Origin of the sequence: Pontiella desulfatans (genome assembly GCF_900890425.1) — a bacterium.
Lineage (GTDB): Bacteria > Verrucomicrobiota > Kiritimatiellia > Kiritimatiellales > Pontiellaceae > Pontiella > Pontiella desulfatans.
The window spans coordinates 1,013,087-1,026,377 of record NZ_CAAHFG010000002.1; the positions used below are offsets into that span (position 1 = coordinate 1,013,087).

Below are 13,291 nucleotides of genomic sequence, written 5' to 3' on the forward strand. Positions count from 1 at the left end.
TTTGTTTACCCAGGAGGATCTATGAAAAAGCTGATGTTGGTCGTGGCGATGGCAGCGTGTGGTTGCCTGGCGGATAAGGCCGTGGTGCAGGAGGGTTTCGAGAGGTTCAAGCCCGGCATCTATCCGGACGTCCCGTTTGCCGAATATTGGGGCAACATCGGTTGGGCGCACCTCTACGGCAAGCTTTCCGTGGTGGAGGACGATGCGCAGGGCAAGGTGCTGCGCATCTTCTATCCGGAGGGGTTTGTGGGATCGGAGCTGACCGGCAGCCAGTTTGTGTTGAACCTTCCGCCCGCCGACGAGTATGAGCTTTCATACAGGGTTAAGTTCGAGGAGGGGTTCGATTTCCGGCTCGGCGGCAAGCTGCCCGGCCTGACGAGCGGCGGTGAAGTTTTTACCGGCGGCGTACACCCGAAGGACGGGGAGGGCTGGAGCGCCCGCTTCATGTGGCGCGAAGGCGGTAAGGCCGAGCTCTACCTCTATTACGTGGACAACAAGCGGGAGTGGGGCGACCAGTTTTCGTTCGGCGATGCGGTGCTGGTTCCCGGCAAGTGGCACGAAATACGCCAGCGCATCCGCTTGAATTCGCCCGAAGGAGCCAACGGCACCATCCAGGCCTGGTTGGACGGCAAAAAGGTCGTCGATTTGAAGGGGCTGCGGTTGCGCATCGGCGAGCAGGGCTATATCGACTCGTTCTATTTTTCAACGTTCCATGGGGGGCAGACCCCCGAGTGGGCGCCAATCAACCACTCCTATGCCCGGTTCGATGATATAAAAATCGTGGTTCCGTAGGCGCGAAACGTCCCTGACGGATAAAATATTTATGGTGGCCGGTTGGTGTTTTATATTTAGTGTTTTAACTTTTTTTCAGGGGTAGAGGCGTATAAATTGCAGTTCGGTATAAATAATTTTATTGCGGCCTGTTTCGCTGTGGGCCGCCGAAGGTGGAAATAATATGGGAAGAGTAACAATCAAAGATGTGGCCAAGCAGGCCGGTGTTAGCCTGGGTGCCGTTTCGCAAGCCTTGAGTCCGAACCCGAATTCTACCATCAAGGTGGGCGACGCCACCGTGATGAAGGTCAGGAAAGCGGCCGACAAGCTCGGCTTCCGCCCGCACGCCGGCGCGAAATCCGTCCGTTCCAACAAGTTTCATAACGTCGGATTTTTTGTGGCAAAGAAGGGGGTGCTCGACCGTCCGCCGGAAGGCTACCTGATGGGGGTCAGCGATGCCGCCCAGAAGCGCGGCTACCGTATCGTGCTCGTGGGGATGGAAAACGGCCAGGGGCAGTATCAAAATGTGGTGCCCTCCCTGCTGCGCGAAAAAAATCTCGATGCGCTCGTGGTGGCGTCCCACCACCATCTTTCAGCCGTCATCCACGACGAGCTGGAAAATATGAATCTCCCCGTGGTCTATGTGAACGATAAGCACGAATCCAACTCCGCATGGGTGGACGACTACAACGGGGCCCGCATGATGACGGATTATCTCATCGAACGCGGTGCGAGCAGCGTCGTTTTTGCAATGCGCCTGCATTCGGACAACCAGAAAATCGAAGATATGCATTACAGTGCCGAGATGCGAATCGATGGCTATAAGGCAGCCATGCAGGCCGCCGGGTTGGAAGCGGACATCCGAACGGTCGTGATGGGGGAAACGCTCGAGTTTAACCAGCGCATTCCCGACGATTGGTTGTTCGGCGGGGGAAAAGAGCTGCCGGATGCCATTTTCGCCTACGACGACGATTTGGCGAACAGCATCGCCAAAATCATGTACCGCAAAAATATCCGTATTCCCGAGGATATCGCCATTGCAGGGTACAACGGCGCATATGCCTCGCTGTGCGCCTGGCGTCCGCTCACCACCATGCGCATTCCCTCCTATGAAATGGGCTATGCCGCATTGGAGCTGGCGCTCAAGATCATCGAGGATTCCGGGCGGAAGGAGTGCCCCTCCATCAAGTTCCGCCCCGAGTTGGTCATCGGCGAATCAACCCGCTGATTTTCCACGGGTATTTCATTCTGGGGACTTGACAATGAGAATAAAGCGTTTTATTTTATGTTTCATCCTTAGCTAAGTGGCGGGGTAAAACAAGGGTTGTGACATGCAAGATAGCATTAGTGTAATCGATATCGCCGTGTTGGTTTTCTATTTCGGATTCCTCTTTTCCATCGGTTGGCTCTCGAAAAAGTTCATCAAAAACACCAGCGACTATTTCCGCGGAAGCGGCCAGATGCTCTGGTGGATGGCCGGCGCTTCGGCCTTCATGATGCAATTCAGTGCCTGGACGTTTACCGGAGCCGCGAGCGATGTCTATTCGAACGGCCTGCGTATCCTCTCCGTTTTCTGGGGCAACGCCCTTGGTTTCGCCGTGGCAGGCTTTTTCTTCGCCAAGCGCTTCCGGCAGATGCGCGTGATCACCGCCATCGAGGGAGTGCGCCAACGTTTCGGCAAGGCCACGGAGCAGGTTTATACCTGGCTCTCGATTCCCACCGGTGTATTCGTTGCCGGCCTCTGGCTGAACGGCCTCTCCATTTTCATCTATTCGGTGTTCGGCTCCATGTTCCCGGCTTGGGTCACGGTGGAGCATATCATGATCCTCACCGCAATCATCGTCCTGTTCAACTCGACCATGGGCGGTTCCTGGGCGGTGGTGGCCTCCGACTTCATGCAGATGGTCATTCTGATGGGCATCGCCGTGGTCATGGCCATCGGCTCGCTTGCCGTCATTGGCGGCCCCGCTGAAATTGTGCGGCAGACCCCGGTTGAAAACCTGGCGTTCGGCAGCGACTTCAACTATGGCTGGCTGCTCGCCATCTGGATGTTCTCCAACCTGCTCAAGTTCGTGATGATCGTCAACAACCCGCAGGAGGCCACACGCTATCTTACGGCCAAGGACAGCAAGAATGCCAGCAAGGCCGCCTTCATGGCCTCCGCACTTTTCATCGTCGGCCCGTTGGTCTGGTTTATCCCGCCGCTGGTCGCCGCCATCAAATATCCGGATCTCGCCGCGGTATTTCCTGGAATGGGCAATCCCGAACAGACCGCCTATGTGGTCATGGCCTTCGAAACCCTGCCGGTCGGCTTGATGGGCTTGCTGATTGCCGGCATGTTCGCCGCCACCATCTCCTCCATGGACACCGGCCTCAACCGCAACGCCGGCATCTTCGTGAAAAACTTCTACCAGCCCGTTCTGCGCAAGCATGCATCGGGCAAGGAGCAAATGCTCGCTTCGCGCATCACCACGTTCATCCTCGGCTTCATCATTGTGGCCATGGCCATGTATTTCAACAAATCCAAGGCCGGGCTCTTCAAGCTGATGATGGACTTCACGGCGCTGGTTTCCACGCCGACCATCATCCCGCTGCTCATGATGTTCTTCATCAAGCGCACTCCCGACTGGGCGGCATGGGCAACGGCGCTGTTCGGCTTGATCTTCACCTCGCTCTGCAAATTCACCATCACCCCCGAATGGGCGAACACCACCTTTGGTCTGGATATGACGACGCGTGAGCTGGGCGACTTCGGCCAGATGCTGCCCGTCGTCCTCTGCGTCATCTTCCAGCCCATATTCTTCTATTGCACCAAATTCTTTTATCGGGATCACCGCGATGAGCGCGCCAAGGAGCTGCAGGAGTTCATTGATAACCAGGAACGCCCCGTCACGGCCGATGAACACGAAGAATGCCTCGACCACGCCCAGGGCAAGATGCTCGGCTCCCTCGCCGGGGTCTACGGCGGCTTCGTCCTGCTGGTCGGGCTCGTCGTGCTCGTCATCAACCTGGTCAAAGGGAACCTGGTCACCCCCATGTCTATTTTTGCTTTTCTGGGTATCGGTGGAGTCGTCGGCATCCTGGGCTGGATTCTGGCGCACGCTTACAAACCCGCAGATATCAGAAAAAAACCTTGAGCGCGAGCTGTCGCTTATCATAACTAGTGACCGGAGTATGGAATTTTACGACGACTAATCACGAAGCCGTAGTGAATTTTAAAGAACTGGCCGGCAAGGGCTTGGTTTTCGATGCTCTTGAACAGGATAGATCCCATGCCTAATGCAATAGCAATAGCCAGTATCGGAGCCGCCGCTATATTAGGCCTGACCGACAGTTCGTTTTCGGAAAGCAGTCCTGCAAATATCTCGGGCGTCTATCCGCACCTGACGATGTACAACAACGAGGGTGAATGCGGTACAGGCGCGGTCGTGCCGTGGGCGGGGAAGCTCTGGGCGGTCACCTACGCTCCGCATTCGCCTAAAGGCTCCTCCGACAAGCTTTATGAAATTGCTCCCGACCTAACGCAGACCATCCGCCCCGAAAGTATCGGCGGGACGCCCGCCAACCGGATGATTCATAAAGAATCCAATCGGCTCTTTATTGGCCCGTACGCCATCAGTGGGGAAGGGGACGTGCGAGTTATTCCCTGGCAAGCAATGCCAGGCCGGCATACCGGTAATGCGCGGCACCTGACCGATCCGGCCGGCAGGATCTATTACGCAACGATGGAGGAGGGACTCTATTCCGTCGATGTCGATACGCTGGAGGTTGAGGAGCTCATTGCAGATGGAAACAGCAAGAAGCCCGTGCAAAACGGCATAAAATCCAGCCTGCCCGGCTATCATGGAAAAGGCTTGTATTCGGGGCAGGGGCGTGTTGTGTATGCCAATAACGGTGAACGGAGCAAGGCTGCAAAAGCGAATCCCACGACCCCTTCCGGTGCGCTGGCGCAATGGTTCGGGCAAGGTGACTGGAAGCTCGTCCGCCGCAACCAGTTTACGGAACTCACGGGGCCCGGTGGAATTTACGGTGGCGGGCATCCGGAAACCGATCCGATCTGGGGTATGGGCTGGGATGCGCGCTCGCTCCTGCTCGCCCTGCTCGAAAATGGGGAGTGGAGCTATTTTCGCCTGCCGAAGGGAAGCCATTCCTATGACGGCGCACACGGCTGGAATACCGAATGGCCGCGCATCCGCGAGATCGGAGAAAAAGATTACCTCGCCACCATGCACGGAACCTTCTGGAGATTCCCGCCCACTTTTTCCAACGAAAATTCGTCGGGTATCGCCCCGCGCTCGAACTATCTGAAAGTCATTGGCGATTTTTGTAAATGGAATGGCAAAGTGGTTCTGGGTTGCGATGATTCCGCCAAATCGGAATTTTTAAACACCCGCACGTTTAAGCCCGCGGACGGTGCCCCCCGGCAGTCGAACTCCAATCTGTGGTTTATCGATCCGCAACAGCTCGACGGCTTCGGCCCGCTGATTGGGCGTGGTTCGGTCTGGCTGCGTGAAGACGTCGAAGCGAACAGCCCCAGTGATCCCTATCTGTTCTCTGGCTACGACCATCGCCAGTTCAGCCTGACGCATTCGACGAAATCACCCGTCACCTTCACCCTCGAAGTGGATAAACACGGGTCGGGCGAATGGAGCACACTGCGCAGCATCACGCTGGCACCCAAGGGAACGGAAATCCTTTTTTTCAGCGAAGATGAGGGCGGGGCATGGATTCGTCTGGTTGCGGATAAAAACGCCACGGGTGTCACCGCCCATTTCCAGTACCGCAACCGCGACACGCGCAGCGTTAAGAATGATCCGCTGTTCAACGGGGTTGCAACGACTGAAAAAGCGCCCGCAACCGCGGGGGTCATGCGCAGCCTCGCATATCACACCCTCGGCATTGCCCTTGCGGACGGAAGCTACTATGAGCTGAATCCCAAAATGAAGATCGCCAAAGTGAGCTCCGCAGCCCAAAGCGCCGGGTTGCTATCTGCGGTTGCCCAGCCCGCCAACTCTTTCAGCGTTGATGGGGCATCGGCCATTATGGAAGAGGACGGAAAACGCTACCGCTTTCCTAAAAACGATGCGTACTCCGCCACCGGTTCGCGCGTCTGCCGTGAAGTGGCCACCGAACGTGATCTGCTCAACCTGCATGGCACCTTCTATGAGCTGCCTGCCCGGAATGCGCTGGGGCTGGCCAGGATCCGCCCCGTCGCCACGCATAATCTGGCCATTCATGACTTCTGCTCCCACAACGGACTACTCTTCTTCACCGGCCTCGGCGCTGGCGCGCAGGGTGAACACATCTTCCGCAGTGCCGATGGCAAAGCCGCCGTTTGGGCGGGTGTGGTTGACGATCTTTGGCGACTCGGCAAGCCGCGTGGGCAGGGTGGCCCGTGGAAAATCGCTGCCGTCAAAGCCGGCGTTCCGTCCGACCGGTATCTCATGACCGCCTACGACAGGAAGCGCGTCGCTCTCGATGCTTCTTCCTCCGTGCGCATATCGCTGGAAGTGGATATTGACGGCACCGACTTGTGGGTTCCATACAAAACATTCGAGGTCGCTCCCGGCGAAACCGTGTCACACGAGTTTCCGGAGGGGTTCAGCGCCTACTGGATCCGTGCAACAAGCGACCTCGACACAACCGCGACGGCTTGGTTCACCTATGAATAGTGCTCTCAAACAGCTTTGCGCCATCTTGGGTTTGCTGCTTCCTGCGTTTACTCAGGGGGCGGTGCCAAACATTGTCCTGATTGTCGTCGATGACCTTGGCTATGCCGACCTGTCCTGTACGGGGTTGGCGAATGATGTGCATACCCCGAACATCGACAGGCTGGCGGCGCGCGGGGTGCGCTTCGACAGCGCTTATGCCACCGCGCCGATCTGTAATGCCTCGCGCATTTCAATAATGACTGGAGCCTACCAACAGCGGCAAGGGCAGTACTGGTATGGCGGTCCTGGTCTGCATGACCCTCAATTCACGACGATTGCAGAGGCACTGAAAAAAAGGGGTATGCCACCGGCTATGTCGGCAAGTTTCATCATGGAAACAGTGACAAGCCGAGTGGTCGTGGATTTCCCCTGAACCATGGGTTTGATACGTTCTTCGGTTTCTCTGGCGGTACCAAGCATTACCTGCACCACAGCAAGAATGGCGGGCAACCCATGCTCCATGAAGGGCCGATGTGGGTGCAGCGCGAGCAGAAGGATGTGGAAGGGTTCATCACGGAACTCTTCGGCGAACTGGCTCGCGAGTTCATCCGCAAAAACAAGGATCGGAAATTTTACCTGCACCTCTCCTTCAATGCCGTTCACAACTTCACCCACCAGCTGCCTGCCGATTATCTGAAGGAGAAAGGGCTCAAGGGATTTGCCGACCTCAAGCCCGGGGAAAACTACTGGGCGTGGCGTAAAAAGCTCGGCTATCCCGCGAACGTTGAAGGGCGCGACTACTACCTCGGTCAGCTCCATTTTCTCGACCATGAGATCGGTCTGTTTATGGACGAGCTCGAAGAGCAGGGCCTGGCCGAGAGCACCGCGATCATATTTGTCAGTGACAACGGAGGCTCACTCGTCACGTACGCGAACAACGGAAAACTCAAGGGCGGGAAATACACCCTCTTCGAAGGCGGCACGCGTGTTCCCATGATCGTCAGCTATCCGCCTGCATTCAAAACCGGAGAAGTGAGCGGATCGGTTGCCAGCACCTTGGACATCTTTCCGACCATATGCGGACTGACCGGAGCGTCGCTACCCTCCCGGCTCGACGGCAAAGACCTCGCCCCGGTTCTTTCCGGTGCGGAACATTCCCTGAATCGCGACTTCCTTTTCTGGGACACGCAGGCCGAGCAGGCCGTACGCAAAGGAAAGTGGAAGCTCCTTGTCACTAAAACAACACCCAACGAAAAACTGCAAATCACCCCGACACCCAACGGTGAATTCCTCTACAATCTCGAAAGTGACCCCGGTGAAGCAACCAATCTAGTGGTACAACAACAGGTGGTCTCCCAGGAATTGAAACGGGCGCTGCTGAAGTGGAAGGCGGGTCTCTGAAATCTGCCTGAACTCCGGGAGCTTTTTTTGTCGGCTGATTAGAATGGACTCATTAATAAGCATATGCGCGGTAGCGTCCTTGTTGGGCCGGATACGAGGGCCAGCCTGCCGGGCGCTTTTTTGCTTTTACTGTAGGGCGGGGGTTGTGACAACATCCTCCCCGTTTTAACGGAGGGTTTAGGATGACGATCAAGGATTGCCTCAACCGGGCGGCGAACGAAAGCCCGGATGACATTGCGCTAAGGTTCAAGCAGGATGGCCAATGGACTACGATCAACTATGGGCAGCTACGCGAGCGGGTGTGGCATGTTTCGGAAATGCTTGCCCGGCTGGGGGTGGTCGAAGGCGACCGGGTCGCGATCTACCGGGAGAATTCGCCGGAATGGTTCGAGATCTACCACGGCATCGTGGGCATCGGGGCCATCGCGGTTCCCGTGGATGCGAAGCTGCGGGAGCAGGAGGTTGCGCATATTTTCCACGATTGCGGGGTATCGGTGGTTTTTGCCTCCTGCCGCTTTGCGGAAATCCTCGCGGGAATGAAGGAGCGCTTGCGCGATTTGCGCGCGATCGTGATGCTCGATATTGATGAGCGGAACCAGCACCTGTGCGACAAGGTCGACCACCATACCTACAAGGGACTATGGCAGGAGGTTGCGGAGCGGGCCATGGCCGAAGGGCGTGCGTTTGGTCGCATGTCGCCGACGGCCTCTTCGCCGGCTTCCTTCATCTATACCTCGGGAACGACGGGCCGCCAGAAGGGCGCCGTGCTGACGCACCACAATTTCATGTCGAATGTGGATAGCATTGATCGGGCGGTCCATTTCACGAAGGAGGACAATCTCGTGCTCATCCTTCCGCTTCACCATTCCTTTGCCTTCACCACGACGGTGTTGTTGCCGGTATACAAGCACTGCCAGGTGACCCTCGTTGAAAACCTCAAGACCATCAAGGCCAACATGGCCGAGACCGCACCAACGGTGATGCTGGCCGTTCCGCTGCTCCTCGAAAAAATGCTCGCACGCGTGCTGGACGGCATCAACTCGAAGAAGATCGCGAAGCTGATGTATGACTATGGTTTGGCAAAGGTGGTCGGGAAAAAAGTGAAGGACGGCCTGGGCGGGGCCTTGCGCCTCGTGGTTTCCGGCGGGGCGCCGATCAGCCCGGCCACCTTGCTCGGCTGGGGCAAGCTGGGCTTTTGCATTGTCGAGGGCTATGGCATCACCGAGACCGCGCCCGTGCTGGCGGTCAACCCGCCCGGGAAGCCGCGGGTTGGAACCGTTGGCCGGCCGCTTCCGGGGGTGTCGATCGAGATCCGGAATCCCAACCCCGAGGGGGTGGGCGAGATTGTTGCGCGCGGCGAGAACGTGATGCAGGGCTATTGGAACAATCCCGCGGAAACCGCCAAGGTGCTGGTCGATGGCTGGTACCACACCGGCGACCTTGGCTATTTCGATGAGAAGGGCTATCTCGTGATCAGCGGTCGGAAGAAGAGCCTGATCGTCAACCGCGAAGGAAAGAACATCTATCCGGAAGAGGTCGAGCGGCAGGTGCTCAAGAGCACCTATGTCCTCGAATGCCTGGCCATGGGCTACCGCGAGCCGGGCGAGGATACGGGCGAGCGCGTCGGCCTGATCGTCGTGCCCAACCTCGAGGTGTTCGATGCCATGGAGGAGGAGGGGGGCGAGCGGTTGACCGATGGGCAGATCGAAGAGCTGGTGCGTTCCGACATCCGGCAACAACTCGCCGCGCTTTCGGACTACAAGCGCCCGCGCAAGATCGAGGTGCGCTTCGAGGAGTTCGAGAAAACCACCACGCAGAAAATCAAACGCTATTTATATGCGATCGACACCGCGGGGAACTAGGGGTTTCACGAACCGTTCGACGTGAAAAGGCCTAGGCGGTGCGCTTTGTCGATGGCCGAAGGGGCGTTGGGGACGTTCAGTTTTTCATAGATGTGCTTGAGGTGGTCGGTCACGGTGTAGGTGCTTATTTTGAGCTGGCTGCTGATCTCCTTTTGGGAGAGACCTTTGGCGATTAACGAGAGCACCTCCCGCTCCCGTTCCGAGATCCCGCATTCGGTTGCCACCTTGGGGAGCCGGGGTTGCAGTGTTTTCAAGATGAAGCGGGCCAGGCTGGGTTCGAGGGTGGCGCCGCCATCCATGACGGTGCGGATGCCGGTCGTGATTTCATCCATGGTGGCGGATTTAAGGAGATATCCCGCGGCTCCTTGCTGGATGGCCCGCAGCACATCGGCCTCGTGGTCGGACTGGCTTAGGATGATGACCCGGGTGTCCGGCGCATACTTCGAGATCCACGGCATGGCATCCAGCCCGGACATGCCGGGCAAGTTGAGGTCGAGCAGGATGATGTCCGGTTCTGCGGCCCGGCCGCCATCCTGAAGGGTGCGCAGTGCCAACTCGGCATTGCCGAACTGGCTGACGAGTTCGAGGCCCTTTTTCTTTGCGAAGACAAATTCGAGGATTTCGCGATATTCGGGGTGGTCTTCCACCAGCATGATTTTAATGGACGCGTTCATGGTTCATCTTTCTTTTTTTGCTGCGGTGGCGAAGGCGGAGTTTGAGGCAGGTTCCACCGGTGGGGACGGGCTCGACGGAGAGTTTGGCCTTGAGCAAGCGGGCGCGGCGCTTTAGCGAGGAGGGGATGTTTTCGCCGGACATCCCTTTGCCGTTGTCGCTGACCGTGAGGACGATCTCCCGGGGCGTGGCGGTCAGCGTGGTGCTGAAGCGGGTGGCATTGGAGTGGCGGCAAATGTTGATGAGGCTCTCTTTGTAGAAAAGGAACAGGTCGATGCGGGTACGGGCCTTCAGCTGCTCGAGGTAGTGTTCGCCTTCGATCGAAATCGTATGTTCCAGATTTGCGGTGATGCGCTGGGCGGCGCGTTGCATATCCTCGACGAGGCCTTGATAGAGGCCGTCGGCGTTGATGATGTTGGAAAAGTGCCGGATGGCGGTTCCCGTTCGTTCGGTCAATTGACGGATGCGTTGGTGGAGCATGTTCCATTCGTCGGAGGCGTCGTGTGCGCTTTTGGCGGCATCGCTCAGCAACCCGATGGCATGGATGTTGGCGCCGAGTTCGTCGTGCAGGTCGGCGGCGAAGCGTTCCCGGAGCTTGGCGAGCTGCCTCAGGCGGAGGTTCCAGTCGATCAGCATGGTGAACCCGATGGCGGCGGTGAGCAGGGCGGCCAGCCAGCCCATGCGGCGGAGTTTTGTTTTTTGGTGCGCGTAGCGGCGGTTCAGTTCCGCCTCCACCCGTGGGCGCGCTTTTTCAAGATCATGGCGGCGAACCAGCTGGTTCATCCATTCCCGCACCGGCAGGATGGTTCCATACATGTTGCGTCCATCCGTGAGCACGGATAGCGGCCGGTTCGGTTTGGCATGAACGTCGCTGCCCGTAATCGGTTTCCCGAGCGCGTGGTTTATGCCGCCGGACAACAGTTCGATTTCTGCAAAGCCAAAGCGCGTATCCTCCGCGTTATAGCTGGGGATTTCGGGGGGGGCGTCGATGTGCAGCCGGTAGAAGCGGTTGGTGGCCGGGGGAAAGTTCCACATCATGATCGGTCCCATGTGGAAAATCGTTTCCAACCGGAGGTCGATCAAGGTTTCGGCGTCTGAAAAATCGGGCTGGTTCGCGCCCTCGAGGTGCATCTTTTTGGGAATGCCGAAGTCGCTGGCCAAGGCCTGGGGCAGGACATCGCTCGGGTCGATGGCATGGAGGTGCAGGAGGGAGACGGCTTGGGACTCGCCGAGGTCAATGGTGAGTGCAGGCGGGCTGGTGACGGGGTGCAGGCTGATGAAGGCAATGCTTTTTTCGCCCCCGACCGCGTCCATGAGGTATGGCACCAGTCCGTCGACGGCAAAGTTCACGCTCCAGGCACGGCCTTCGAACCGGTTCGATTTCGCAGCGATCGGCCGACGCAGCGCCACATTCACATCTCCACTGAACGCCATGATTTCAGAGAGTTCGAAGGCATGTTTTTCATCGAATGCCCGAAGGGAAAGGCGGTCGGTTTCAATTCGGATCCATGATGCGGTGATGCCGTTGCACGGAATTGAAAGAGGGGCTATTCGAGGGAGGAAGTGCCGGTCGTCGGTGTATTCGGCCACCACGGTTCCCACCCGGTCCTGCTCGGTACCGGCGATCAGGCGAAGGTGTTTCGGAAAGCCGTCCGCCTGGAAGCCTTGCTTGGCATCCCGGCGGATCACCGGAACCAGGATGACTTGATCCAGGGGATATTCGGCTTGGAGGTTGATTTCCACCCATTCGGAATGGAATTCGTCGTCGTGGATGTTTGAGCGGTATCCAATGGCCCCCACGCCGCTGCGCAGGCTGTAGTTTGCGAGCTGCTCCAGCTCGGCGCCAATGGCGTCGCGCCGTTGTTCGAGCTCCGGCAGGGAGAGCGCGTTGAATGCCGTGTCCACCGGGGCGGCCATGGCCGGGAGCCATCCGCCCAGCAGAAGCAATGTCGATAGGGTGCGATCAAAAGGCATGTCGGTTTATAGCATATTCCGGACGACGGTCCTGTTTCAATTTTCGTTGGGGTTTCGCAGTGCGCGAAACGGGGCGCCGCGCCTTGAGCTAGGTAAAGGGTGTCAAACCGCTCCGGTTGCGGGTATCCCAAAATATTGGGATAGACGGATTTTATCGAGGGCATACACTTTTTGGACTAGTCGGAATAGGGCAATGCCTGCCGCTTATCGGCGCGTTTGGAAAGGGAAACGAGGATAACCATGAAAAAAATACAATGTGCATTGAGTATTGGTTTGCTGGCGGCGGGTGTCGCGCAGGCGGTGCTGGTCGATCTCGCCTTGCCGGCGGCCGGGAACCATGCCTCTGGGTCGGGTTTCTCGACCGCGGCATCCTTCAATGGCGCTACGTTCGATATTGAGTATACGCTGAATGCCTTTGCAACAAGCAACAGCCCGGCTCCGTTTATTCGCTCCAGTGGCGGAACCTATTTCGGGGTGGGATCCGCCCTTGATCCCAACACGGGAAACCAGGAATCCATCGATGGCGACGACGGCGAACAGCTGTCCATTGCCGGCCTTTCAATCGTTAATTTCAGCGCGAATGGTTCCGGCCTTGTGCAAGGCGATCTGAGTATTGCATTCCAATCCCTGTCGATTGCCAACGGAACTGCCGCCAACGACGGCATAACGATTTCCTTCACGGGTTTCGGGGATGCTACGGTGGACGTAACCCATCCCACAACGTTGGATCTAACATCCCTCGCAAATTTTGGTTCGAGCTCCACGGCATTGTTCCTGGAGCCTGACGGCCCGCAGTCCAACAACAGATGGTCCGTTTCCGGCATCTCCGTGTCCGTCATCCCCGAACCGGCCACGCTGGGGATGGTCGTGGCTTCCGCCGCCGGAATGCTGGTCATCCGCCGCCGCTTCCTGATCTGATCGCGAACGGGTTTCATGAGTTGCGCCGTTTCCGACCGAAGC

Annotated in this window: 8 protein-coding genes and 1 pseudogene; 7 read left to right on the forward strand and 2 right to left on the reverse strand. The window is 57.8% G+C overall.

The annotated features are described in order from the left end of the window. The first annotated feature begins 21 nt into the window (after positions 1-21). The 6 genes and pseudogenes from E9954_RS19755 to E9954_RS19785 all read left to right on the forward strand — a co-directional run bounded on the left by E9954_RS19755 (position 22) and on the right by E9954_RS19785 (position 9,685). A complete protein-coding gene (locus E9954_RS19755) occupies positions 22-792 on the forward strand; it encodes a polysaccharide lyase (RefSeq protein WP_136081000.1) in 771 nt (256 codons plus the stop codon). Between the two features lie 163 nt (positions 793-955). Then, positions 956-1,999 carry a LacI family DNA-binding transcriptional regulator gene (locus tag E9954_RS19760; protein ID WP_136081001.1) on the forward strand — a complete coding sequence of 348 codons (1,044 nt, stop codon included), beginning with the start codon at positions 956-958 and terminating at the stop codon, positions 1,997-1,999. Between the two features lie 103 nt (positions 2,000-2,102). Further along, entirely contained in the window at positions 2,103-3,908 is a 1,806-nt protein-coding gene (locus E9954_RS19765) for a sodium:solute symporter family protein (protein WP_136081002.1), read from the forward strand. Positions 3,909-4,043: 135 nt separating this feature from the next. After that, on the forward strand, positions 4,044-6,443 hold the full coding sequence (locus E9954_RS19770) for a hypothetical protein (protein ID WP_136081003.1): 2,400 nt from the start codon (positions 4,044-4,046) through the stop codon (positions 6,441-6,443). Then, positions 6,436-7,823 (forward strand): annotated as a pseudogene (locus E9954_RS19780) (sulfatase family protein). The gene E9954_RS19770 and the pseudogene E9954_RS19780 overlap by 8 nt, the downstream one beginning before the upstream one ends. Positions 7,824-8,005: 182 nt before the next feature. After that, on the forward strand, positions 8,006-9,685 hold the full coding sequence (locus tag E9954_RS19785) for an AMP-dependent synthetase/ligase (protein ID WP_136081006.1): 1,680 nt from the start codon (positions 8,006-8,008) through the stop codon (positions 9,683-9,685). Between the two features lie 5 nt (positions 9,686-9,690). Here E9954_RS19785 and E9954_RS19790 read toward each other — a convergent pair whose 3' ends face one another. Next, a complete protein-coding gene (locus E9954_RS19790; RefSeq protein WP_136081007.1) occupies positions 9,691-10,359 on the reverse strand; it encodes a response regulator in 669 nt (222 codons plus the stop codon). After that, positions 10,343-12,331 carry a sensor histidine kinase gene (locus tag E9954_RS19795; RefSeq protein ID WP_136081008.1) on the reverse strand — a complete coding sequence of 663 codons (1,989 nt, stop codon included), beginning with the start codon at positions 12,329-12,331 and terminating at the stop codon, positions 10,343-10,345. The genes E9954_RS19790 and E9954_RS19795 overlap by 17 nt, the downstream gene beginning before the upstream one ends. A 240-nt stretch (positions 12,332-12,571) precedes the next feature. On the opposite strand from E9954_RS19795, the gene E9954_RS19800 reads away from it, so the two are divergent. Beyond that, positions 12,572-13,249, forward strand: a complete 678-nt coding sequence (locus tag E9954_RS19800) for a PEP-CTERM sorting domain-containing protein (RefSeq protein ID WP_136081009.1) — start codon at positions 12,572-12,574, stop codon at positions 13,247-13,249. The last annotated feature ends 42 nt before the right edge of the window (positions 13,250-13,291 follow it).